Below are 23,249 nucleotides of genomic sequence, written 5' to 3' on the forward strand. Positions count from 1 at the left end.
GCAGAATTCGAACCACGAGGGGATTCGAATGCGCGGAAAAACCAAAGTGCTGGGCGCCGTCACGGCGCTCACCCTGATCGCGGCACCGGCCGCCACCGCCGCTCCACCGGCGGGCGAGGCTCCGCGGAACGCGGCGGACGAGGTCACGCTCGTCACCGGCGACAAGGTCCTGCTGGGACCCGACCGGCAGGTCGTCGCCATCCAGCCCGGTGAGGGCCGCCAGAAGATGTCGTTCAAGACCGCCCGCACGGCGGACGGTCACCTGATGGTCGTGCCGAAGGACGCGTTCGAGCCGCTGGCGGCGGGCAGGCTCGACACCCGGCTCTTCGACGTGACCACGTTGCTGGAGTTCGGCTACCGCGACCGGATGCCGTTGATCGTGGACGGCCGGGCGAGACTCGGTGCCCGGTCCTCGGGCGACTGGTCGGCGCTCAAGGCCGAGACCGCGACCGGGGACAAGGTCTGGCTCGACGGCCTCCGCAAGCCGACCCTGGACCGCAGCGTCGCCCAGATCGGCGCGCCGGCCGCCCACCAGAAGGGCATCACCGGCAAGGGGATCAAGGTCGCGATCGTCGACACCGGTGTCGACGAGAAGCACCCGGACCTCGCGGGTCAGCAGATCGCGGAGAAGAACTTCACGACCGACCCCGACAACACCGACAACGTCGGCCACGGCACGCACGTCGGGTCGACCGTCGCGAGCCACGACGCGAAGTACGGTGGTGTCGCGCCGGGAGCCCAGCTCATCGACGCGAAGGTCTGCGTCGAGTTCGGCTGCCAGGAGTCCTGGATCCTCGACGGCATGCGCTGGGCCGCCGAGCAGGGCGCCCAGGTGATCAACCTGAGCCTCGGCGGCAGCGACACCCCCGAGGTCGACCCGCTGGAGCAGGCCGTCAACGACCTGACGGCCCAGTACGGCACCTTGTTCGTCATCGCGGCGGGCAACTCGGGTTCGCCGGGATCGGTGGGCTCACCCAGCACGGCGGAGGCCGCGCTGTCGGTCGGCGCCGTCGACCGCGGCGACGTGCTCGCCCCGTTCTCCAGCAAAGGCCCTCGCGTTGGAGACAGCGGGCTCAAGCCCGAGGTGACCGCACCCGGCGTCGACATCGTCGCCGCGAAGGCGGGAACCGCTGACCACGTCGCGTTCAGCGGCACGTCGATGGCGACCCCGCACGTGGCGGGCGCCGCGGCGTTGCTCAAGCAGCAGCACCCGGAGTGGACGCCGGCGCAGCTCAAGTCGGCGCTCGCGACCACGGCCAAGCCCGCCGAGGGCGTCAGCGCGTTCGACCAGGGCGCGGGACGCATCGACGTGGCCAAGGCGATCGGCCAGGTGCTGACCGGTGACGTGACGGTCAACCTCGGCCTGCAGGAGTGGCCGCACGGCGACGACAAGCCGGTGACCAAGCCCGTCACCTACACCAACCCGACCGACGCGGCGGTCACGCTCGACCTCGCGCTGAAGAGCACCGCTCCGGCGGGCCTGTTCACGCTGGGCGCCACCAAGGTCACCGTCCCGGCCAAGGGCACCGCGTCGGTGAACATCACCGGCGACTCGCGCGTCGGCACCCGGGACGCCGCGTACACGGGCGAGGTCGTCGCCACGTCCGGCACGCACACCGTCCGCACGCTCGTCGGCATCGACCGCGAGGTGGAGAGCTACACGCTCACGATCGACATGATCGGCCGTGACGGCGCGGACCCGGCGGACTCGTTCACGTTCCTCATCGGCCTGGACAACAACACGTTCAAGCCGCTCTACGGCGTGGGCGACGTGAAGGCGAGGCTGCCCAAGGGCACCTACTTCCTCGACACGTCCCTGCCGAACGGTGAGCGCGGCATCGACATGCTCTACCAGCCCACCGTGAAGCTGACCGGCGACCTGACGGTCACGCAGGACGCCCGCAAGGCCCAGCCGCTGTCGATCAAGGCACCGGAGACGACCGGTGACTTCACGGTCGGTGTGATGAGTTTCAAGCGCACGTACAACGGCCGGAGCCTGGGAGGCACGTTCTTCTCGTTCGGCGGCTTCGAGGGCATGGCGATCGCCCAGGCGGGCGGCCCGCTGCCACCGGCCGAGCTGTCGTCGGTCGCGTTGCTGCACGCCAACACCACGGCCGACCCGCGCACGTTCTACCGGCTGGCCTACCCGGTGCCGGGCAGCCTGCCGATCGGTCTGGACAAGGCTCCGGCCCAGAAGGACCTGGCGAAGGTCGAGTCCACCATCGGCGGCCAGAAGCCGGACAGCCAGGCGCAGAAGGGCCTGTTCTCGGTCGACCCGAACGACGTCGGCGGCGGCACCGCGCTCTACCCCGTCGCTCCCGGTGAGACCTCGGTCGAGTACCTGACGACCGAGAACGTGCGCTGGCAGTCCACGGTGTCGACGCGGCACGCCAACGGGGCGCAGGAACGCATCACGTCCGGCATCCGCGACTACGCGGCGGGCAGGACCTACCGCGAACGTGAAGTGCGGCCGGTGTTCTCGCCGGGCCTGCCCGAGTCGCCGTACGGGTACATCGAGCGGTACGGCTCGCAGTTCTACGTCGGCCCGTCGATGTTGAGCGACGGCACGCACGGCACGGGTGCGTCCACTGTGGACAGCGCGAGGGCCGCCCTGTACCGCAACGGCGTGCTGCTCGGCGAGACCACCACTCCGGGTGGCTCGTTCACCGGTGTCCCGTTGCAGCAGGGCGACTTCCGCGCCGAGGTCAGCCTCGACCGCAGCTCGCAGTTCGAGTTCAGCACCAAGGTGTCCGCCGCGTGGACCTTCAAGTCCGCGGGAGTCGAAGGCCAGATCACCACGCCTTCACTGCCGGTGGTGCGCTTCGAGCCGAAGCTCGACGACAACGGCGCGGTGCCCGCGGGATCGTTGCAGCGCATCGGTTTGCTCACGCAGAAGCAGGGTGACGCGGGCAAGGTGCGCATCACCGGCGTCGAGTACTCGCACGACGACGGCAAGTCGTGGCGCCGTGCGGGCGTGGTGGGCGACAGCGCGTTGGTCTACCACCCGCTGAACTCGCAGTGGACTTCCTTGAAGGCCACGGCGAAGGACGCGAACGGCAGCACCGTCGAACTCACCGTGATCCGCGCCTACAAGGTCGCGGCGAAGTAGTGGTGATGGGGGCCTGCGGGCCCCCATCGCTCACGGCAGGTTGAGAACCAGCTCGGCGGCCGGGACGCGGGTGCCCGTGTAGAAGGGGATCTCCTCACGCACGTGCAGCCGCGCCTCGGTGCCGCGCAGGTGCCGCATGAGGTCGACGATGCGGTGCAGCTCGTCGGCCTCGAACGCGAGCAGCCACTCGTAGTCGCCGAGAGCGAACGACGCGACGGTGTTCGCGCGCACGTCCGGGTAGTCGCGGGCCTCCTTGCCGTGGTCCGCCAGCATCTTGCGGCGGTCCTCCTCCGGCAGCAGGTACCACTCGTAAGACCGCACGAACGGGTAGACGCAGATGTACTTGCGCGCCTCTTCCCCCGCGAGGAAAGCGGGGATGTGGCTGCGGTTGAACTCCGCGGGGCGGTGCAGGGCGACCTGCGACCAGACCGGCGTGGAGACCTTGCCGAGCGGCGTGCGGCGGAAGCCCGTGTAGGCCTGCTGCACCTGCTCGATCTCCTCGGCGTGCCACCAGATCATGAAGTCCGCGTCGGCGCGCAGGCCGGCCACGTCGTAGACGCCGCGGACGACGACTCCCTTGCCCTCCAACGCGTCCAGGTAGTTCTGGGTCTCGCTGGCGGCCGCCGAGCGGTCGTCCGGAAGCTTGCCGGGTTCGACCCGGAACACCGACCACATCGTGTAGCGGATGGTGTCGTTGAGCTCGTTGTAGTTCAGGCGCGCCATAGGTCCATCTTGGCACGGGCCCCTCAACGGCGAACGCGGCCCAGCAGGTGTGCTGCGACACGGGCGGCGGCCGAGTCGGCGGTCGCGATGCAGGCCGGGACGCCCACCCCGTGCAGCGTGGCGCCCGCGACGGCGAGGCCCGGCACCTCGGCGATGCCGCGTTCGATCGTGTCCACCAGGTCGACGTGGCCGACGCCGTACTGCGGCAGCCCGCCGCCCCAGCGCTGCACCACCGAGTCGATCGGCGCGGCCTTGATGCCCGTCAGCTCGTGCAGGTCGTTGCGAACGGCCTTGACCAGGTCGGCGTCGCTGCGCTGCAGGAGCGCCGTCTCGCCGTGGCGCCCGACCGAACCGCGCAGGATGACCGGTTCGCCGTAGTGCGCCCACTTGCGGCTGGAGAACGTGAAGGCCTTGGCGGTGAACGGGGTGATGCGGTCGGAGTACCGCTCCCCTTCCGCGATCAGGACGCCGGAGCGCTGCGGCAGAACGGTGCCCGGCGGCAGGGCCAGCGCGACGACGGCCATCGAGGCGACCTCGACCTTGCCGTACGCGGCGGACACCTGCGGGGCGATCTCGTGCAGCAGCTTGCGCGCGGACGGCGCCGGGACCGCGAGCACGACGCCGTCGCACTCCAGGTACTCCGGGGTCGCCGCCGAGCCGATCTCAAGACGCCAGCCGGCGCCGAGCCACGACAGCACGCGGACCGGCAGGCCGAGCCTGACCTCGGGCCTAGCGACCTCGGCGAGCCTGTCGGCCAGCGACGACACGCCGTTCGCGAGGCTGGCGAACACCGGCGGGCGCACGGCACGCGGCTGCGGCGGCGCGGGCATCATCGTCGCGGCGGCCGCGAGCAGCGAGCCGACGCCCTTGTCGAGCAGCGTCGCGATCTGCGGCATCGTGGCGCGCAGGCCGAGCTCGTCCGCGCGGCCCGCGTAGACGCCGCCCAGCAACGGGCTGACCAGCCGGTCCGCGACCTCGGGGCCGAACCTGTCCTTCATCAGCGCGCCGACGGCGACGTCACCGCCCCGCAGGGCGATCGGCGGCAGCGTCGGTTCCATCTCGACCCGCAGCGCGCCCTCGGACGACAGCATGTGCCGCACCGTCTCGACGCTCGCCGGGACACCCATGAACGTGTGCGCGGGCAGCTGGTGCGTGTGCCCGGCCGCGTGCACCGACGCCTTCGCGGACGTGGGGTGCACGACGTGGTCGTTCAGGCCGACCTCGGCGATCAGCTCCTGCGCCTCGGGCTTGCGGTGCAGGAACGCCTCCGCGCCCACGTCGAACCGCACGCCCGCGAGCTCGGTCGTGCGCAGCTTGCCGCCGAGCCGGTCGGACTGCTCGATCACCGTGATCCTGGCGTCGGGACCGAGCAGCATGCGCAACCGGTGTGCGGCGGCCAGTCCGGAGATGCCTCCCCCGACGACGGCGACGTGCGGCGCTCTACCGTGCATTACAAGCTGTGGATCAGCTCGACGGTCCGGGTGATGATCTCCGGATCGGTGTCGGGCAGCACGCCGTGGCCGAGGTTGAAGATGTGGCCCCGCGCGGCCTTGCCCTCGGCGTGGATGCGGCGCACCTCGCGTTCGACGGCCTCGAAGCCCGCGAAGAACAGCGCCGGGTCGAGGTTGCCCTGCACGACCGGCTTCGGCAGCTCGGGAGCGGCCTGTTCGAGGCGCTGGACCGCGACGTCGAGCGGGAGCCGCCAGTCGACGCCGACGACGTCCGCGCCGGCCTCGCGCATCGCGGGCAGCAGCTCACCCGTGCCGACGCCGAAGTGGATCCGCGGGACGGTGCTGATCGTCTCCAGGACGCGCTTCGAGTGCGGCAGCACGAACTCGCGGTAGTCGCGCTCGGACAGCGCGCCCGCCCACGAGTCGAACAGCTGCACGGCCTGCACGCCCGCGTCGATCTGCGCGTGCAGGAACGCCGTCGTGACGTCGGCGATCCTTGCAAGCAGCGCGTGCCACAGCTCGGGGTTGCCGTGCATGAGCGCCTTGGTGCGCTCGTGGTTCTTGCTCGGCCCGCCCTCGACCAGGTAGGAGGCCAGCGTGAACGGCGCTCCGGCGAACCCGATCAGGGCGACCTCGGCGGGGAGTTCCTTGAGCAGCAACCCGATCGCGTCCTGCACCGGCTGGACCTGCTCGGCGTGCAGCTCGGGGAGAGCCTTCACGTCCTCGAGCGTCCGGACCGGGTTCGCGACCACGGGACCGGTGCCCGCGACGATGTCGAGGTCGACACCGGCGGCCTTGAGCGGCACGACGATGTCGGAGAAGAGGATCGCGCCGTCGACGCCGTGCCGCCGGACCGGCTGCATGGTGATCTCGCAGACCATCTCCGGGTCCATGCACGCGTCGAGCATGACGGTGCCCTGGCGGAGGGCGCGGTACTCGGGGAGCGACCGTCCCGCCTGCCTCATGAACCAGACAGGGGTGTGCGACGGGGTGCCGCCACTTGCGGCCACGAGGAGGGGGACTTGAGTGCTCATATCTCTTTCATGGTCCCACGTCCCGGCGTGCCGCCGTCACTCGGCCGGATTGCGAGGCATACAGTCAGTTGTGTGACCGAGCCGGAAATCTTCCGCCGGGCGGTGGGGACGCTCAAGTCGGTTCGCCACAGGCCCGAGATCGAACTCACCGAAGTTCGCCCACCGCAGCGGCTCGCTCCGTGGGCGTACGCGCTGACGGCTGAGGTCACCGGCCCGTCGGACGAACTGTCGACCGGAAGGCTCGTGCTGCTGCACGACCCGGAAGGCGACGAGGCGTGGGGCGGTGTCCTCCGCGTGGTGGCGTACGTACGGGTGGAGCTCGACCACGAGCTCGCGTCGGACCCGCTGCTGCCCGAGGTCGGGTGGTCGTGGCTGACCGAGGCGCTGGAGCAGTCCGGGGCCGGGTTCACCGCGCTGGGCGGGACCGTCACGCAGACGTCGTCGGCCCGCTTCGGCGACATCGCGGGTCCCGCGCGCACCGACGACCTGGAGCTGCGCGCGTCGTGGACCGCGCTCGACGGGGAACTCGCCGAGCACGGCACCGCGTTCTACGAGCTGATGGCGACGGCCGTGGGGCTGCCGCCGGTCGGCGTCACCCTGTTCGGGCAGCGCTAGTTCTTCCCGGCGTCAGTCGGCGTCGCGCAGGACCCTGAGGATGTTCGCGCCGGCGAGCTTGGCGCAGTCGTCCTCGGACCAGCCCTTGTCGAGCAGCGCGCCGAAGAGGTTCGGGTACGTCGAGACGTCCTCCAGCCCCTGCGGGAGCGCCTGCACGCCGTCGTAGTCGCCGCCGACGCCGATGTGGTCGATGCCGACGACCTCACGCGCGTGCTCGACGTGCGCGACGACGTCGTCGAGCGTCGCGCCCGGCGCCGGGTGGTCGACGATCCACTTCTCGCCGAACGTCCTGCGCTGGTCCATGTCGGCGTGGTTCTGCCCCGCGGCTGTCATGGCGTCACGAAGGGCTGCGTCCCATTCAGCGAACCGGGGCGACACGAAGCTCGGGACGAATGTGATCATGGCCACACCGCCGTTCGCCTTCAGTTTGACCAGCACGTCGTCCGGGACGTTGCGCGGATGGTCCGCGACGTGGCGGCACGACGAGTGGCTGAAGATGACGGGCTTGACGCTCGTCTCCAGCGCGGCGTGCATCGTGCTGGGCGCGACGTGGCTGAGGTCGACGAGCATGCCGATCCGGTTCATCTCACGCACGACGTCGCGGCCGAACTCGGTGAGCCCGCCGTGTTCGGGCTGGTCAGTGGCACTGTCGGCCCACGGGGTGTTGTCGTTGTGGGTCAGCGTCATGTAGCGGACGCCCAGCCGGCGCAGCGCGCGCAGAACACCGAGTGAAGAGTTGATGGAATGTCCGCCCTCCGCACCGATGAGGGAGGCGACACGCCCGGAGGCGAAAACTTCTTCGGCTTCGGCGGCGGTCGTCGCGAGGCCCAGGTGATCGGAGTACCGCTCCGCCAGCTCGTAGACCAGCTCGACCTGCTCCAGCACGGCGGTCACGGCTCCGTCGCCCGCCAGCCTGCCGGGGATCCAGACGGACCAGAACTGCATCCCCAAGCCGCCCTCGCGCATTTTCACGAGGTCCGTGTGCAGGCTGGGATGACGCTCGGTCAGATCGATCTTCGCGGCGGTCGTGTAGACGTCCTCGCCCGTTCCGTCGCCGAACTCGCGCAGGGCCCACGGGAGGTCGTTGTGGCCGTCGAGGAGGGGGACACGCTGCAGCAAGGCCCGGGCTCGCTCGACTCCGGAACTACTAGACACAACCAACTCCAAGATGTCGTTCTGAGAGGGGCTCGCGTTACACCCCCTATCTAGTTGTCATCCAATCGTGTGACACATGGGGCCATCTGTCACAACTCAATAGGGATAGATACCCGATTGATCGTCCCGTAGACCCGCATGGGCGGCTACGCTGCCCCAGACGACACCACTTTCGGTCGATCAGTGGCGCGGCTGATTGGACGAAAGTCTCCGGTGCCGGTCGGGGGGCACGACCGACTCCAGGGAGGTAGTGACGTGGCTGCCGTCGGCTTAGGTCAGGCCGTTCGTACCACGCCAGCCGGCTCGTTGCCGGCGAACATGGTCCCGCACCCGCGGGAAGAGCTTTTTTCAGTGCTGGTGGTCGACGACCACCCACTGCTGAGGGAGGCGATATCAGCTCGGCTCACCCAAATGGGAGCCGGGACAGTGCATGAGGCCGCATCGGTGGCAGAGGCTCGGGCGCGGGCACTTGCAACCGGTCCTTGCGACCTCGCGATCCTCGATCTGGGTCTGCCGGATGGCACCGGCATCGACCTGGTCACGGAACTCCGTGCCCAGGGCTGGCCCCGCATCGTGGTCCTCGCATCCTCCGACGACCCCTACGCGGTCAGGTCGGCCTTCCAGGCGGGCGCCCAGGCGTACCTCCTGAAGTCCGCCTCTCCGATGGTGGTCACCGACGGGGTGCGCAGGGTTCTCGACGGCGGCGTTTACGCAGATCCGAGCGTGGCACCAGTACTCGCAGCGGGTACTCGGGTGCCGGGCACCGACAACACGCCGCGGGAACTCTCCGCGCGTGAGGTCGAGGTGCTCCAGCTGGTCGCCGATGGCCAGAGCAACAAGGAGATCGGCGAGGCTCTGAGCCTGTCCGCGTTGACGGTGAAGTCTCACCTGTCGCGGATCGGCCGGAAGCTGGGCACCGGGGATCGCGCTCAGATGGTCGCGCTGGCCATGCGTGCCGGCGTGATCCGTTAGATACCGGTTTGAAGCACTGAACCGGCCGAGAACACCTGTGAGTGGTGCGATCGTCGTAGGGTCATCCGCTGTGGATGTACCCGCCGACGAGCCAACCGCACCAACCGGACCAGAACCGGTACCGCTGACGGAACCTGCTGATGGGGTCCCGCCCGTGGTCGCCGATCCAGCTGCGCTCCGGCGAGCCGCTGACGCGCTCGCCGGGGCGAAGGGCCCGGTCGCGGTGGACACCGAGCGAGCCTCGGGCTATCGCTACTCACAGCGTGCCTATCTGGTGCAACTGCGCCGGGAAGGCGCCGGCACCTGGTTGGTCGACCCGATCGCCTTGGGCGGACGGCTAGACCCGCTGGTGCAGGCGTTGGAGGGCACTGAGTGGGTGTTGCACGCGGCGTCTCAGGACCTGCCGTGCCTCGCCGAACTCGGTCTCCGACCCGGCGTGCTGTTCGACACCGAGCTGGCGGGCAGGCTGGCTGGGTTCGAGCGTGTCGCACTGGGCACGCTGGTGGAACGGCTACTCGGTTTTAGGCTCGAGAAGGGGCACGGCGCGGCCGACTGGTCGCGCCGGCCCCTTCCTGCCGACTGGCTGACGTACGCCGCTCTCGACGTGGAGCTGCTCGTGCAGCTGCGCGACGTTCTCGAAACCGAGCTTGAGCGCCAGGGCAAACTCGCCTGGGCGCTCGAAGAGTTCGAGGCGGTGCGGACGGCGCCATTGCCGCGTCCCCGCACCGACCCCTGGCGGCGCACGTCGGGTATCCACCGCGTGCGCAACCAGAGGCAGCTGGCCCTCGTGCGCGCGCTCTGGGAAGCCCGCGACACCGTGGCCCGCGAACGCGACATCGCTCCCGGTCGAGTCCTCCCGGACTCCGCCCTCATGGAGGCTGCCGCCCGCAACCCCGCCAACGAGGCCGAGCTGCTCGCTCTGCCGGTCTTCCGCGGCCGCTCCCAGCGCCGCATGTCCGGCGTGTGGATGAACGCCCTGCGCAAGGCAGGAGCCCTCACCAAGGCCGAGCTCCCGGAGCCCGCGGGCCAGCACGACGGCCCTCCCCCGCCCAACCGCTGGGGCGACAAGGACCCGGACGCCGCGGCCCGTCTCGCCGCCACTCGCGCGGCACTGGCGACCATCGCCGAGGCGAACACCCTCCCCGTGGAGAACCTGCTGCTGCCCGACCTGGTGCGACGCACCTGCTGGCAGCCGCCGGCCGACCTCTCCCCCGAGTCCGTGGCGACGGTGCTGCGCGACGGCGGGGCCAGGTCGTGGCAGATCGACCTCACCCTGGACGCCCTGGCGAAGGCGCTGACCGCGACGGCACCCGCGCCGTCCGACCAGCAAACCAACTGATATCCGATATATCGGTTCACCAGCACGGTGACGACGGCCTCGACGCCGTCGTCACCGTGCTTTCCTCTTTTGATGCACTTGGCTCATCAGTATCCCGGGTGCATTGATTGTCGAAGTGCACTAAAATCCGCCGGTGCCAGTGGATCCAGGACGCCGCGAACGCAAGAAGCAGGCCACCCGTCAGGCGCTCATGGCCGCGGCGGTCCGGCTCTTCACCGAGCGGGGCTACGACCAGACGAGCATCGCGGACATCACCGACGCCGCCGACGTCAGCAAACGCACGTTCTTCCTGCACTTCTCCGCCAAGGAGGACGTGCTGCTGACCGACAGCACCAAGCGCATCACGCTGGCCGTCCGCGCCATCGAGGAATGCGCCCCCGGCACTCCCCTGCGCGACGCCCTCGCCACGGCCGCGGACCGGATGATCACCAGCACCACCGAGCCCGACCTGCCGGCCGGCCTCGCCGCTCTCCGCGCACGCCTGGTCGTGACCACTCCGGCCGTGCAGGCCCGGGTGCTGCACACGACGTTCACCGCGCAGACCCGCATCGCCAAGGCCCTGCGCGACGTCTACGCCCTCGACGAGGTCACCGCCGCCGCCCTGGTCGGGGCCCTGATGGGCGCGATCAGCGCCGCGACGATCACCAGCCTCGAACGCGATGACCACGTCGAGGCGACGCAGGCCGCGATGCGCACCGCCGCGTCACTGGCGCTGCGCTGCACCGAGCCGCTCAGGCCCGGCAGCTGATCTCCATGCCGTCCTCGACGGGGAAGGCGACGCTGACGTACCCGTTCGCCGGATCGCGCACGTACTCGAGGTAGCCGGCCATCGAGGCCTGGTCGATGTCGTCGGCCACGACCAGCGCACCGGGCGCGAGCCGCGGTTCGAGGTCGCGCAGCACCGGCAGGCACAGCTCCTTCCAGCCGTCGAGCAGCACCAGCCCGATCGGCCCGGCCAGATCGGCCAGCGTGCGCCGCGCGTCCCCCGGCAGGATCGTCACGACGCCACCGAGCCCGGCCTCGTCGAGGTTCTCCCGCGCCGCGGCGACCTTCGCGGCCGACATCTCCGTGCCGTAGACGTGCCCGCGCCCGTTGTCCGCGACGGCCGCCGCCAGGTGCAGCGTCGAGATCCCGAACGACGTGCCGAACTCGACGACGACCTCCGGCCGCCCGGACCGCACCAGCCCGTACAGCAACTCCCCGCCGCTGGCCGAGATGGGCATGTAGACCCCGGCCAACGCGTCAGCACGCTCCTGCGCACTCCCGGTGCGCACCACGTCCCAAGGCGCCTCGAAGTCGTCGTCGCCCCCGGCCGCACCGAAGAGCCGATCAAGAACCCCGCGCACCCGCGGCTCGTGCAAAGTGATGGTCATGCCGCCAGAGTAGACGCAACGTTGCGTCTAGACTAGCTCTGACTACAGTCTCCCTCCGGGAGGTGGGCGATGGAGACCGCACATCGCGGAAACCGGCACGGCCGCAGCGAGCAGGCCCGCCAGGCGGTCCTGGAGGCGGCGGACGACCTGCTGGCCGAACGGGGCTTCGCCGGCGTGACGATCGAGGGCATCGCGGCCAGGGCCGGCGTGGCGAAGCAGACGATCTACCGCTGGTGGCCGTCCAAGGTCGACGTGCTGCTGGAGGCCTTCACCGAGGACATGGCCGACCACCTCACCCCGCCCGACACCGGCGACCTGGGCACGGACCTCCGAACCCACCTCGCCACCCTCGCCGAGTTCCTGACGACCTCGGATCCGGGCGCCGTCTTCCGCGCCCTGACAGGTCAGGCCCAGCACGACCCCCAGCTGGCCACCCGCCTGCGCGACGACCACCTCAGCGCCCAACGCACCCGCGACCGCCTCCCCCTGGAGCGCGCGGTCGAACGCGCCGAGCTCCCGCCGGACCTCGACCTGGAGGCGGCCCTCGACCACCTGGTCGGCCCGATCTACTACCGGGTCCTGGTGACCGGCACCCCGGTCCCCCGCACGTTCACCGACGACCTGGTCGCGGCCTTCCTGCACCGCCACCGGCCCGGTTCGCGATGATCACCACCGGCCGCCTGGACCTGCTGCCGCTCCGGCCCGGCCACGCCACCGAGATGGCCGTCGTGCTCTCGGACCCGGCCCTCCACACCTTCACCGGCGGCCTCCCACTGGCCGGGGAGGCCCTCGCGGCCCGCTACGAACGCCTGGCCGCGGGCTCGCCCGACCCGGCCGTCCGGTGGCTGAACTGGGTGATCCGCCTCCGCGACGCCGACGCTCTCGTCGGCACAGTCCAAGCCACGATCACCCTCGCCGACCACACCGCCGAGATCGCGTGGGTCGTCGGCACCCCGTGGCAGGGCCGAGGCATCGCCCGCGAAGCAGCCCGAGGCCTCGTCACCTGGCTGACCACCCAGCCGGTCCGCACGGTGATCGCGCACGTCCACCCGGACCACCACGCCTCCGCCGCCGTCGCCACCTCCGCCGGCCTCACCGCCACCGACGAGGTCCACGACGGCGAGGTGCGCTGGCTCCTCCGCCTCCCCTGACCCCTTGCAACGGCTCGTTTGCGGACGAAGTCAAAAGTCTCATTGCTAAGCCGCTGGTCAGCACACCGGACCGTTGACAGTTGCCGTTGCGAAATATCGGGGCGCGGTGACGGACATATCCCGCCGAGGAGTTGTCCGTCCCTAGGAGAGGCCCCCGTTGAAACCTCATCTCCCCCTCGCCGTGGCCGGCCTCGTGCTGGCCACAGCCCTCAGCGGCGCCACCCCCGCCGCCGCGACCACGGCCGAGCCGGGCACGAGCCGGCAGCCCGTCCAGCAGTGGATCACCCTCCTCACGGGTGACCAGGTGCTGACCGACGACAAGGGCAAGCCGATTCAGTTCAAGCCCGCACCGGGGCGCGAGCACGTATTGGTGTCGACGAGAGAGGACGGCGCGCACCACTACGCCGTGCCCGCCGACGTGGAGCCGTTGATCAACGAAGGCCGACTGGACCGACGGCTGTTCGACCTCGCCCTGCTGAGCAGGCCCGAGTACACGAAGCGCCAGGGGCTCGGCGTGCTCGTGTCGGCCGGGTCCGGTCTGCCGAGCGCCCGCTCGTTCAGCCGCATCGGCGTGGACGCCGTCACGGTGACCGCCGAGACCGCGCCGCAGGTGTGGAAGTCGCTGGCCGGCTCGGGCAACCGCGGCGCGAAGACCACGGTCTGGCTGGACGCGGTGCACAAGGCCGCGCTCGACCGCAGCACCGCCCAGATCGGCGCGCCGCAGGCGTGGCAGGCCGGGTTCGACGGCAAGGGCGTGAAGATCGCCGTGCTGGACACCGGCGTCGACAACACGCACCCCGACCTCGCCACGCAGGAGGTCGCGGAGAAGAACTTCACCGACTCCCCCGACAACCAGGACCGCGTCGGGCACGGCACGCACGTCGCGTCCATCGCGGCCGGCACCGGGGCGAAGTCGGGCGGGAAGTTCCGGGGCGTGGCACCGGGCGCGCGCATCCTCGACGGCAAGGTGCTCGGCGACGACGGGTCCGGCTACGAGTCGGGGATCCTCGCGGGCATCGAGTGGGCCGTCGAACAGCAGGCGGACGTCGTCAACATGAGCCTCGGCGGTGACGACGGCCCGTTGCTGGACCCGATGGAGATCCTGATCAACCGGCTCTCGCAGGAGACCGGCACGCTGTTCGTGATCGCGTCGGGCAACGCCGGGCCGAACTCCGTCGGTTCGCCCGGCAGCGCGGACGCAGCCCTCACCGTCGGCGCCGTGGACCGCTCCGACACGCTCGCGGGCTTCTCCAGCACCGGCCCGCGCAACGGTGACGGCGCCGTGAAGCCGGACATCACCGCACCCGGTGTCGGCATCGGCGCCGCGGCGGCGGGCAGGCTCGGCGAGACCAGGCCCAGCCCCGCCGAGGGCTACATCTCGCTCGACGGCACGTCGATGGCGACCCCGCACGTCGCGGGCGCGGCGGCGATCCTCGCGCAGGTGCACCCGGACTGGCGCGGCGACCAGATCAAGGCCGCGCTGATGGCGTCGGCGAAGCCCGGCGCGCACACCCCGTTCGAGCAGGGTGCCGGGCGCACTGACGTCGCGAAGGCCCTCAAGCAGACCGTCTCGTCCGGCTCGGTCTCCTTCGGCACGGCGCTGTGGCCGCACCACGACGACGTCCCGATGACGAAGGACGTCGTCTATCGCAACGAAGGCGACCAGCCGGTCACCCTCGCGCTCCAGGTCGACACGGCGGCACCGCAGGGCTTCTTCACGCTCAAGGACGCCACGCTGACCGTGCCCGCGCACGGCACGGCCACCACCACGCTGACCGCGGACACCAAGCTCGGCGGTGACGCGTCCGGCACGTTCAGCGCGTACATCAACGCGAGCGGCGGCGGCCAGTCCGTCGTGACCCCTGCGGCCGTGACGCGTGAACCCGAGCGCTACTCCCTCACGATCAAGACGATCGGCCGTGACGGCAAGCCCGCCGCGAACTGGGGAGCGAGCCTGCAGGGCGTCAGCGGAGAGGCGAAGGGCGCCTTCGCCGGACTCGGCACCGGGCTGGAGTCCCTGCGCGTCGCCAAGGGCCGCTACCTGCTCAACGGCCACGAGTGGGTCCGTCCCGACCAGCCGAACCCGTACTACACCTGGTTCAACGGCACGAACATCGAGGTCGGCGCGGACACCACGATCACGCTCGACGCCCGCCAGGCCAAGCCCTTCGACATCGGCCTGCCCGGCAAGCCGACCGAACGCCACTCCTACATCCGCGTCGGCCACAAGGTGCCGGAGATGGAGTACGGGTTCGGCCTGCTGGGCGTGCCGCTCAGCTCGCTGAGCACCGCGCACGTCGGTCCCGAGGGCAAGTCCGGCGAGATGAACGAGCTGGTCATCGCCTCGTACACCGGCGCCGACCGCGAGGAGTTCCACGTCGTCGACCAGAACACGACGCTCACGAAGTTCTGGACGGGCTACCGCAGGCAGCTGAAGTCCAAGGACCTCGTGACCATCACGGCCACGGCGGGCGCGACGGCGCAGGGCCGCACCGGCTACCTGCACGCGCAGGCCGAGGTCGGCGACAGCCCGTTGTTCGGGGTCGCCTTCGGCCACGCGCTGCCGCACACGCGGAAGCTGAACCTGTTCTCCCCCACCCACACCTGGAGCCTCCGCTTCGAGCAGGACAACGGTGACACCACCGAGGCGTACTGGAACTCCGAGAACGAGCAGTTCAAGCCGGGCCGCACCTACAAGAAGACGTTCAACACCGGCGTCTTCGGCCCGAAGCTGACCGGCGAACGGCGCGTGGGCCTCTACCGCGACGGCGACATCCTGTTCGGCAGCCTGCCGTTCTTCGCCGACGGGCAGGGCCGCTCCGGTGGTTCGGTCGTCGACTCCGGCTCGACGGTGCTGAAGCTCGGCGGCGTGGTAGTCGACTCGACGGACCGGCCGCTCGACCTGGAGACGTTCTTCTCGATGCCGCCGGCTCCGGGTCGCTACGAGCTGACGACCACGGCGAACCGTTCGGGCGTCGCGGCGATCAGCACCTCGGTCACGACGACGTGGGGCTTCGACTCGGCCACGACCTCGGGCGTCGCGCAGGTGCCGTTGTCGATGGTCCGGTTCACGCCGGAGCTCGGCCTCGACGGAACGCTGCCCGCGCACCGGTTCCAGCGGATCCCGCTGACGGTGCAGGGCAAGACGAGGTCGCTGAGCGCGCAGGTGTCCTACGACAAGGGCGCGACCTGGCAGAAGGCTCTGGTCTTCGGCGACGCGCTGTTCGTCGTCAACCCGGGCAGGGGCGGCAGCGTCTCGCTGCGGGCCACGGCGGTGGGCAGGGGCGGTGACTCGGTCACCCAGACCGTGGTCGACGCCTACCTGACGAAGTAGACCGGAACGGCGATGCGCCCGTGCCAGGGCGCATCGCCGTCGTCCGCCAGCGCCTGTCGTCCGCCAGCGCCCGTCCTGCGACGGCGCCCGTCCTCCGTCAGCGCTTCGGGAACGCCTCGTCGTAGACGGCCCGCAGTCCGGGCTCGTCGGGTCCGCTGTAGCCGCACCCCATGACCCGCAGTTCGCTCGCCGCGACCAGGTACTTCCGGCCGACCTCGGGTTCGAACCCCGCGAGCACCGGCGAGCTCGTGGTGTTCCTGACCTCGACGAGGTCGGCCTCACCGGCCCAGGCGCGCTGAACCTGCAGCGTCACGACGGCGCCCTCGATCTTCAGCACGGTCGCCTCGAACGCCATCTGCGCGCGTTCCCGGAGCACCGCCGCCTCGGGCGCGCGGCACCGCACCTCCGGATCGACCGGCCCGTCCGTGAGCACGGCGACCGTCGTCTTGCGCCCCTCGGACGTGGTGGTGACGGGCGGCGCCGGCACCGTGGTGGTGTCTGTCTGCGCCGGAACGCTGGTGGTGGGCCGTCCCCCGCTGTTGTCGGGCAACCCCGAACCGTTCTCCAGCCCCGGCTGCGTCGACGTCGGCAACGCGACGTCCGGCGACGGCGCCTGCTCCGGACCACCGCTGGTCAGCACGAACACCCCGGCGACCACCGCGATCACCGCCGCGGCCCCGACGAGCACCGGCAGCCTCCTCGCGGGGAACCGCGGCGCCACCGGGGCGTCGAGCGCGGCCCCGGCCACCCGCCGTCGCGCCTCGACCTCGGGCAGCGGACGCAACGAGGCCGCCGGATCAGCGCGGCGCATCCGGTCGCGCAGGTCGTCGTCCGTCATGGCCGCTCTCCTTCCGCCTGCTCGTCCAGCAGGGACCTCAACTTCCGGCGTGCCCGGTGCAGACGGATGCTGACCGCGTTGGCACTCATCCCGACGACCTGGGCGATCTCGGCCGGGCCGAGCTCCTCCCACGCCCAGAGCCGCATCAGCTCGGCGTCCACGGAGGACAACCGCGCGAGCGCCCTGGCCAGCCCCGGATCAGGGTCGTCACGGGCCGGTGCGTGCTCGGGCGGTCTCGCGAGCTGCCAGATCCGCACGAGCAACCGGTCCTGCCTGCGCCGCGCCCGTTCCGCGTTGGCGAGACAGTTGCGCGCCACGGCGTACGCCCACGCCAGCGGTTCGGCCGGCATGTCGTCGCGCCGCCGCCAGGCCACCAGCAACGTCTCGGACAGCACGTCGTCCGCGGTCGCCGCGTCGGTCCGTCGCGCGAGGTACCGGCGCAGCGGCTCGATCAGCTCCTGCGCGACGGCCTCGAAGCCCGTCTGGCGCGGTTCCACGTCCACCTGCTCCACCCCGGGACATGTCCGGCAGGACGCCCGCTCTTTCACCCGGCTCCGAGAACTTCCGCCGACCCCGCCACCCCTTTGCAACGAGTCTTTTGCGGACGAAGTCCAAAGAGTCATTGCTAAGACGCAGGTCAGGGCAGGCCGAAAACTAATATATCGGGCGATATATCAGTTCAGCGGCGCGGAACGCTCCGCGCCGACGGGCCTGTCACCGATCACGTCGCGCGAGACCTCGGCGTGCGCGAGCCGCCGCACCGCCTTCAGGACGGTGTCGCCGATGAGGGTGCCGACGACCATCGCCTCGATGATGTCGTCGCGCGATCCCCGTCCCGCGATGTAGTCGACGTCCGCCTGCGCGATGATCTTCAGTCCCTCCAGGTAGGGGTCGAGCAGGTCGCGGAAGTGGTCGTGGCCGACCGAGCGGGCCACGGTGAGCGCCGCGGCGAGCATGTGGGTCACGTTGGACTCGGTGACGTCGACGCACTCAGTGACGCCCTGCCGCGCGAAGAAGCCCTGGACGTCCTCGATCGCGAGCGGGTCGAGCTCGACCGCGCTCGGCTGGCTGATCGCCTCCTGCACGGCGCCGAGCTTGTTGTGCATCGACTCGTCGCGGGTGTCGATGGCGGCGAGCACCTCGCGCACCGACGCGATCGACAGGCCGCCGACGTCCACCAGAGCGCGGACGAGCCTGAGCCGACGCAGGTGCTCGTCGTCGTAGTGGGCCTGGTTCGGGCTGGTCAGCACGCCGGCGGGCAGCAGTCCCTCACGCAGGTAGTACTTGATCGTCGGCACCGGAACGCCGCTTCTCTTCGACAGCTCGCCAACACGCATATGGATAGTGTAGCTTCCGGATAGCAGAGAGTGCCGCTATCCATTCAGGGGGTATAGAGATGCTTCGCACCTGGCACCGGCCATTAGTCGTGTTCGGCGGGCTGATGGTGGTCCTGATCCCGATCGCGCTCGTCGGACTGCTGGTCGACGACCGGACCGTGGTCAACTCACCGATCTGGCTCAAGCCGCTGAAGTTCGCCGTGTCGCTCGCGATCTACTCGCTGACGCTGGCGTGGCTGCTCACGTTCCTGAAGCGGTTCCAGCGCGTCGGATGGTGGGCGGGCACCGTCCTGGCGGCGGCGGGGGCGCTCGAGATGGTCGTGATCGTCGGCCAGGTCGTCCGCGGCAGGCGCAGCCACTTCAACTTCGAGACGCCACTCGACACGGCGCTGTTCTCGATCATGGGCTCCACGATCGTCGTGCTGTGGGTGACGCACGCGATCGTCGCGGTGCTGCTGTGGCGCACGAAGATCGAGAACGAGGCCCTGTCGTGGTCGATCCGGCTCGGGCTCGTGATCTCGTTCCTGGGCCTTGGCGTCGGGTTCCTGATGACGAGCCCGAAGCCCGGCCAGGCCCTCGACGGCGACACGCTCGGCTCGCACACGATCGGCGCGCCCGACGGCGGCTCGTACATGGCCGTCACCGGCTGGAGCACCGAGCACGGCGACCTGCGGGTCGGGCACTTCTTGGGCATGCACGCGATTCAGGTGCTGCCCGTCCTGATCGCACTGCTCGGCCACCGCGCCAACGCGAAGCTCGCCTGGGTGCTCAGCGGGTCGTTCCTGGGGATCTTCCTGCTCGTGACCTGGCAGGCGCTGCGCGGCCAGTCCCTCGTCCAGCCCGACGGCACGACCCTGCTCGCGCTCGCCGGGATCGTCGTCGCGACCGCACTCGGTGTGGTGTGGGCGCGTGAACCGAAGAAGGAGCTCGTTTCCGCATGACCGCCCTGCTGTTCGACCTGACGTTCCTGGTGGCCGCGCCGTTCTGGGCGCTGATGATCCTCGCGCCGAAGTGGTCGTGGACGAAGAGGATCGCCGAGTCCTACCTGATCGTGCTGCCGCCCGCCCTGATCTACATCGTCCTGCTGGTCCCGGAGCTGTCCACGGTGCTGCCGCTGGTCACCCGGCCCGAGCTCGGCCCGCTGGCGGAGTACCTCGCCACGCCCGCCGGCACGGCGCTGGTGTGGGCGCACATGCTCGCGTGGGACCTGTTCGTCGGGCGCTGGATGTACCTCGAGGGGCGGCGGCTCGACGTCCACCCGCTGGTCATGGCACCCGTTCTGGTGATCACGATCCTGCTGGCGCCGGTCGGGTTGCCGGTGTTCCTGATCATCCGCAAAGTGTGTGACCGAACGAACAGGGGTACCGCTGTGGTTACTCACCAGTAACTAGGGTTAGAGTTGGCGTTACCGACCGGTAGGGATGTCGCGCAGCCCTACCGGAGTGGACAGAGTTGTCACCACAAGTGGAGGAGACGCCGTGGCCGCACCAGCAGCGCCGGCACGCGTTCGGAACGTGGTCTTCGTCGACGGCGTCCGCACGCCGTTCGGCAAGGCCGGCCCCAAGGGGATTTTCGCCGAGACCCGTGCAGACGACCTCATCGTGAAGGTCATCCGTGAGCTGCTGCGCAGGCATCCCGAGCTGCCGCCGGAGCGCGTCGACGAGGTCGCGATCGCGGCCACGACGCAGATCGGCGACCAGGGCCTGACGCTCGGCCGCACCGCCGCTCTGCTCGCGGGCCTGCCGAAGTCGGTCCCCGGCTACTCGATCGACCGCATGTGCGCGGGCGCGATGACCGCCGTGACCACGGCCGCGAGCGGCATCGCGTTCGGCGCGTACGACGTCGCCATCGCCGGCGGCGTCGAGCACATGGGCCGCCACCCGATGGGCGAGGGCGTCGACCCGAACCCGCGCTTCCTGTCGGACAAGATCGTCGACACCAGCGCGCTCGTGATGGGGCAGACCGCGGAGAACCTGCACGACCGGTTCCCGCACATCACCAAGGACCGCACCGACGCCTACGCGGCCGCATCCCAGGCCAAGTACGCCGACGCGCTCAAGAACGGCAAGATCGGCCCGGAGCTCGTGCCGGTCGCGACCCGCTCCGCGGAGAACGGCTGGGGCCTCGCGACGGCCGACGAGCCACCGCGTCCGGGCACCACGGTCGAGGACCTGGGCAAGCTCAAGACGCCGTTCCGCCCGCACGGCCGGATCACCGCGGGCAACGCGGCCGGTCTGAACGACGGCGCGACCGGCTGCATCCTCGCCGAGGAGGAGACCGCGCGCGAGCTCGGCCTGCCCATCGGCATGCGGATGGTCGGCTACTCGTTCCTGGGTGTCGAGCCCGAGGTCATGGGCATCGGCCCGGTTCCCGCCACCGAGAAGGCTCTCCAGCGCGCCGGTCTGTCCATCGAGGACATCGGCCTGTTCGAGGTCAACGAGGCGTTCGCCATCCAGGTGCTCGCGTTCCTCGACCACTTCGGCATCGCCGACGACGACCCCCGCGTGAACCAGTGGGGCGGCGCGATCGCGACCGGCCACCCGCTGGCTTCTTCGGGTGTGCGCCTGATGACGCAGCTCTCGCGTCAGTTCGCCGAGCGTCCGGACGTGCGCTACGGCCTCACCACCATGTGCATCGGCATCGGCATGGGCGGGACCGTCATCTGGGAGAACCCGAACTGGAGTGGCAAGTGACCATCACCGCTGAGGAAGCAAAGGCGATCTTCCCCGACGAGGTCGTCACCCACGCCAAGACGCGTCTGATCAGCGTTCCCGGCCTCGACAAGCCGGTCGCGTTCATCACGATCGACAACGGCCTGGACCACACCCGTCCGTCGACGTTCGGCCCGCAGTCGCTGGTGTCCCTGGGCGCGGCGTTCGACGAGGCCTACGCGGCGAAGCCGGCCGCCATCGCCGTCACCGGCAAGCCGTTCATCTTCGCGGTGGGCGCGGACCTGACGGCCGTCGAGCAGGCCACGGACCGCTCGCAGGGCGTCACGATCGGCAAGCTCGGCCACGAGGTCTTCAAGAAGTTCACCGACTCGGACATCCCGACCTTCGCCTTCGTCAACGGCGCGGTCATGGGTGGCGGCCTGGAGCTCGCGCTGTCGTGCCACTACCGCACGCTGGCGTCGAACGCGGCCGCGATCGCGCTGCCCGAGGTGTTCCTGGGCCTGTTCCCGGGCTGGGGCGGCACGCAGCTGCTCCCGAACCTGATCGGCGCCAACGACGCCGTGACGGTGATCTTCGAGAACGCGTTGAACCAGAACAAGATGCTCAAGCCGAAGGACGCTCTCGGCCTCGGCATCGCGGACGTGCTGTTCGACTCCGCCGACTACCTGGAGCAGTCGCTGCTGTGGCTGTCCGGCGTCGTGCGCGGCGAGATCTCCGTGCCCCGCAAGGAGATCGACCGCGGTGACGCGTGGGACGCCGCCGTCGCGCGTGCCAAGGGCATCGTGCACGGCAAGACCAAGGGCGCGGCGCCGGGTGCGCAGAAGGCCCTGGAGCTGCTGGAGCTGGCGCGCGAGAACGACCTGGAGAAGGGCTACGCCGCCGAGACCGAGGGCCTCGCGGACCTCGTCATGAGCGACGAGCTGCGCGCGGGCCTGTACTCGTTCAACCTGGTGCAGAAGCGTGCGAAGCGGCCGGCGGGCGCTCCCGACAAGTCGCTGGCGCGCAAGGTCACCAAGGTCGGTGTCGTCGGCGCGGGCCTGATGGCCTCGCAGATGGCGCTGCTGTTCATCCGCCGCCTGCACGTGCCGGTCGTGCTGACCGACATCGACCAGGCGCGCGTGGACAAGGGCGTCGGCTACGTCCACAGCGAGATCGACAAGCTGGCATCGAAGAAGCGGATCTCCCCGGACGAGGCGAACCGTCTCAAGGCCCTGGTGTCCGGCTCGCTCGACAAGGCCGCGTTCTCCGACGCCGACTTCGTGATCGAGGCCGTGTTCGAGGACCTGGCCGTCAAGCAGCAGGTGTTCGCCGAGGTCGAGGAGCACGTCTCCGCCGAGGCGATCCTGGCCACGAACACGTCGTCGCTGTCCATCACGGACATGGCGTCGAAGCTCAAGCACCCCGAGCGGGTCGTGGGCTTCCACTTCTTCAACCCGGTCGCGGTCATGCCGCTGCTGGAGATCGTGCGCGCCGAGCAGACCGACGACGCGACGCTCGCGACGGCGTTCTCGATCGGCAAGCAGCTCAAGAAGTCCTCGGTGCTCGTGAAGGACGCGCCCGCGTTCGTCGTGAACCGCCTGCTGACCCGCTTCATGGGCGAGGTCATCAAGTCGGTCGACGAGGGCACGTCGTTCGAGGTCGCCGACAAGGCCACCGAGCCGCTGGGCCTGCCGATGTCGCCGATGATCCTGCTGCAGCTCGTCGGTTCCGCCGTCGCGCTGCACGTGTCGGAGACGATGCACGGCGCGTTCCCGGACCGCTTCTCGGTGTCGGAGAACATGAAGAAGTTCGTCGCCGCCGGCAAGGGCGCGGTCTGGCAGTGGGACTCCACCGGCAAGCAGACCGTCGACCCCGAGGTCCAGGCGCTGTGGGACTTCGGCTCGTCGCCGCTCACCGGTGACGAGGTGAAGACGCGCGCGCTCGAGGCGCTCGCCGAGGAGATCCGGATCATGCTCGACGAGGGCGTGGTCGCGGAGGCGCAGGACATCGACCTGTGCATGCTCCTGGGCGCCGGGTGGCCGTTCTGGCTGGGCGGCATCACGCCGTACCTGGACCGCACCGGCATCTCGGAGAAGGTCACGGGCAAGCGTTTCCTGGCACCGGGCGTGGCCTCCGTGCCTGCCTGACAGCCGTGACGGGAAGGGGC

Annotated in this window: 20 protein-coding genes; 12 read left to right on the plus strand and 8 right to left on the minus strand. The window is 70.2% G+C overall.

What is annotated here, in order from left to right; translation table 11 throughout:
- The first annotated feature begins 28 nt into the window (after window positions 1–28).
- Window positions 29–3,109, plus strand: a complete 3,081-nt coding sequence (locus ACWF7A_RS39610; protein ID WP_452255640.1) for a S8 family peptidase — start codon at window positions 29–31, stop codon at window positions 3,107–3,109.
- 30 nt (window positions 3,110–3,139) lie between these two features.
- Here the strand turns inward: ACWF7A_RS39610 and hemQ are convergent, their stop codons facing one another.
- From hemQ to hemE, 3 genes are read right to left on the minus strand one after another with little or no spacing between them, the layout of a single operon-like run.
- Window positions 3,140–3,832, minus strand: a complete 693-nt coding sequence (gene hemQ, locus ACWF7A_RS39615; protein WP_452255641.1) for a hydrogen peroxide-dependent heme synthase — start codon at window positions 3,830–3,832, stop codon at window positions 3,140–3,142.
- 23 nt (window positions 3,833–3,855) lie between these two features.
- Entirely contained in the window at window positions 3,856–5,283 is a 1,428-nt protein-coding gene (gene hemG / locus ACWF7A_RS39620) for a protoporphyrinogen oxidase (RefSeq protein WP_452255642.1), read from the minus strand.
- Window positions 5,283–6,317: a uroporphyrinogen decarboxylase gene (hemE, locus tag ACWF7A_RS39625; RefSeq protein ID WP_452255643.1), complete on the minus strand. Its 1,035-nt coding sequence runs from the start codon at window positions 6,315–6,317 to the stop codon at window positions 5,283–5,285. The genes hemG and hemE overlap by 1 nt, the downstream gene beginning before the upstream one ends.
- 72 nt (window positions 6,318–6,389) lie before the next feature.
- Here hemE and ACWF7A_RS39630 point away from each other — a divergent pair, with 72 nt between their 5' ends.
- On the plus strand, window positions 6,390–6,932 hold the full coding sequence (locus ACWF7A_RS39630) for a DUF3000 domain-containing protein (protein ID WP_452255644.1): 543 nt from the start codon (window positions 6,390–6,392) through the stop codon (window positions 6,930–6,932).
- A gap of 12 nt (window positions 6,933–6,944) precedes the next feature.
- Here the strand turns inward: ACWF7A_RS39630 and ACWF7A_RS39635 are convergent, their stop codons facing one another.
- On the minus strand, window positions 6,945–8,048 hold the full coding sequence (locus ACWF7A_RS39635) for a dipeptidase (protein ID WP_452255683.1): 1,104 nt from the start codon (window positions 8,046–8,048) through the stop codon (window positions 6,945–6,947).
- A 294-nt stretch (window positions 8,049–8,342) separates the two neighbouring features.
- On the opposite strand from ACWF7A_RS39635, the gene ACWF7A_RS39640 reads away from it, so the two are divergent.
- From ACWF7A_RS39640 to ACWF7A_RS39650, 3 genes are all read left to right on the plus strand, one after another.
- Window positions 8,343–9,059 (plus strand): response regulator, encoded by a 717-nt coding sequence (locus tag ACWF7A_RS39640; RefSeq protein ID WP_015099292.1) that lies wholly within the window; start codon window positions 8,343–8,345, stop codon window positions 9,057–9,059.
- 70 nt (window positions 9,060–9,129) lie between these two features.
- A complete protein-coding gene (locus tag ACWF7A_RS39645) occupies window positions 9,130–10,398 on the plus strand; it encodes an HRDC domain-containing protein (RefSeq protein WP_452255645.1) in 1,269 nt (422 codons plus the stop codon).
- A 133-nt stretch (window positions 10,399–10,531) separates the two neighbouring features.
- Entirely contained in the window at window positions 10,532–11,146 is a 615-nt protein-coding gene (locus ACWF7A_RS39650; protein ID WP_452255646.1) for a TetR/AcrR family transcriptional regulator, read from the plus strand.
- On the opposite strand, the gene ACWF7A_RS39655 is transcribed toward ACWF7A_RS39650, so the two are convergent.
- The gene (locus tag ACWF7A_RS39655; protein ID WP_452255647.1) at window positions 11,130–11,771 is read right to left on the minus strand and encodes an O-methyltransferase; all 642 of its coding nucleotides are present in this window, start codon (window positions 11,769–11,771) and stop codon (window positions 11,130–11,132) included. The two genes, ACWF7A_RS39650 and ACWF7A_RS39655, sit on opposite strands and share 17 nt — an antisense overlap.
- Window positions 11,772–11,840: 69 nt before the next feature.
- On the opposite strand from ACWF7A_RS39655, the gene ACWF7A_RS39660 reads away from it, so the two are divergent.
- The 3 genes from ACWF7A_RS39660 (at window position 11,841) to ACWF7A_RS39670 (ending at window position 16,256) form a co-directional block, all read left to right on the plus strand.
- A complete protein-coding gene (locus tag ACWF7A_RS39660) occupies window positions 11,841–12,437 on the plus strand; it encodes a TetR/AcrR family transcriptional regulator (protein ID WP_452255648.1) in 597 nt (198 codons plus the stop codon).
- Window positions 12,434–12,922, plus strand: a complete 489-nt coding sequence (locus tag ACWF7A_RS39665) for a GNAT family N-acetyltransferase (RefSeq protein WP_452255649.1) — start codon at window positions 12,434–12,436, stop codon at window positions 12,920–12,922. The genes ACWF7A_RS39660 and ACWF7A_RS39665 overlap by 4 nt, the downstream gene beginning before the upstream one ends.
- A 157-nt stretch (window positions 12,923–13,079) precedes the next feature.
- Complete coding sequence (locus ACWF7A_RS39670) at window positions 13,080–16,256, plus strand: S8 family serine peptidase (RefSeq protein WP_452255650.1); 3,177 nt, start codon at window positions 13,080–13,082, stop codon at window positions 16,254–16,256.
- Between the two features lie 97 nt (window positions 16,257–16,353).
- Here the strand turns inward: ACWF7A_RS39670 and ACWF7A_RS39675 are convergent, their stop codons facing one another.
- The 3 genes from ACWF7A_RS39675 to ACWF7A_RS39685 all read right to left on the minus strand — a co-directional run bounded on the left by ACWF7A_RS39675 (window position 16,354) and on the right by ACWF7A_RS39685 (window position 18,431).
- Window positions 16,354–17,094, minus strand: a complete 741-nt coding sequence (locus ACWF7A_RS39675; protein WP_452255651.1) for a hypothetical protein — start codon at window positions 17,092–17,094, stop codon at window positions 16,354–16,356.
- Complete coding sequence (locus ACWF7A_RS39680; protein WP_452255652.1) at window positions 17,091–17,597, minus strand: RNA polymerase sigma factor; 507 nt, start codon at window positions 17,595–17,597, stop codon at window positions 17,091–17,093. Before ACWF7A_RS39680 ends, ACWF7A_RS39675 begins: the two co-directional genes overlap by 4 nt.
- Before the next feature lie 171 nt (window positions 17,598–17,768).
- The gene (locus ACWF7A_RS39685; RefSeq protein WP_452255653.1) at window positions 17,769–18,431 is read right to left on the minus strand and encodes a MerR family transcriptional regulator; all 663 of its coding nucleotides are present in this window, start codon (window positions 18,429–18,431) and stop codon (window positions 17,769–17,771) included.
- A 104-nt stretch (window positions 18,432–18,535) separates the two neighbouring features.
- Between ACWF7A_RS39685 and ACWF7A_RS39690 the strand changes: the two genes are divergently transcribed.
- From ACWF7A_RS39690 to ACWF7A_RS39705, 4 genes are read left to right on the plus strand one after another with little or no spacing between them, the layout of a single operon-like run.
- Window positions 18,536–19,372: a hypothetical protein gene (locus ACWF7A_RS39690; RefSeq protein WP_452255654.1), complete on the plus strand. Its 837-nt coding sequence runs from the start codon at window positions 18,536–18,538 to the stop codon at window positions 19,370–19,372.
- The gene (locus ACWF7A_RS39695) at window positions 19,369–19,818 is read left to right on the plus strand and encodes an ABA4-like family protein (protein ID WP_452255655.1); all 450 of its coding nucleotides are present in this window, start codon (window positions 19,369–19,371) and stop codon (window positions 19,816–19,818) included. The genes ACWF7A_RS39690 and ACWF7A_RS39695 overlap by 4 nt, the downstream gene beginning before the upstream one ends.
- A 34-nt stretch (window positions 19,819–19,852) precedes the next feature.
- The gene (locus ACWF7A_RS39700; protein ID WP_452255656.1) at window positions 19,853–21,124 is read left to right on the plus strand and encodes a thiolase family protein; all 1,272 of its coding nucleotides are present in this window, start codon (window positions 19,853–19,855) and stop codon (window positions 21,122–21,124) included.
- Complete coding sequence (locus ACWF7A_RS39705; RefSeq protein ID WP_452255657.1) at window positions 21,121–23,229, plus strand: 3-hydroxyacyl-CoA dehydrogenase NAD-binding domain-containing protein; 2,109 nt, start codon at window positions 21,121–21,123, stop codon at window positions 23,227–23,229. Before ACWF7A_RS39700 ends, ACWF7A_RS39705 begins: the two co-directional genes overlap by 4 nt.
- Window positions 23,230–23,249: the final 20 nt, after the last annotated feature.

This window comes from Lentzea sp. NPDC055074 (assembly GCF_053608005.1).

Coding starts and splice junctions, on each gene's coding strand:
- ACWF7A_RS39610 (WP_452255640.1), top strand. CDS start 29: ATGCGCGGAAAAACCAAAGTGCTGGGCGCCGTCACGGCGCTCACCCTG.
- hemQ (WP_452255641.1), bottom strand. CDS start 3,832: ATGGCGCGCCTGAACTACAACGAGCTCAACGACACCATCCGCTACACG.
- hemG (WP_452255642.1), bottom strand. CDS start 5,283: ATGCACGGTAGAGCGCCGCACGTCGCCGTCGTCGGGGGAGGCATCTCC.
- hemE (WP_452255643.1), bottom strand. CDS start 6,317: ATGAGCACTCAAGTCCCCCTCCTCGTGGCCGCAAGTGGCGGCACCCCG.
- ACWF7A_RS39655 (WP_452255647.1), bottom strand. CDS start 11,771: ATGACCATCACTTTGCACGAGCCGCGGGTGCGCGGGGTTCTTGATCGG.
- ACWF7A_RS39660 (WP_452255648.1), top strand. CDS start 11,841: ATGGAGACCGCACATCGCGGAAACCGGCACGGCCGCAGCGAGCAGGCC.
- ACWF7A_RS39665 (WP_452255649.1), top strand. CDS start 12,434: ATGATCACCACCGGCCGCCTGGACCTGCTGCCGCTCCGGCCCGGCCAC.
- ACWF7A_RS39675 (WP_452255651.1), bottom strand. CDS start 17,094: ATGACGGACGACGACCTGCGCGACCGGATGCGCCGCGCTGATCCGGCG.
- ACWF7A_RS39685 (WP_452255653.1), bottom strand. CDS start 18,431: ATGCGTGTTGGCGAGCTGTCGAAGAGAAGCGGCGTTCCGGTGCCGACG.
- ACWF7A_RS39690 (WP_452255654.1), top strand. CDS start 18,536: ATGGTGGTCCTGATCCCGATCGCGCTCGTCGGACTGCTGGTCGACGAC.
- ACWF7A_RS39695 (WP_452255655.1), top strand. CDS start 19,369: ATGACCGCCCTGCTGTTCGACCTGACGTTCCTGGTGGCCGCGCCGTTC.
- ACWF7A_RS39700 (WP_452255656.1), top strand. CDS start 19,853: ATGTCGCGCAGCCCTACCGGAGTGGACAGAGTTGTCACCACAAGTGGA.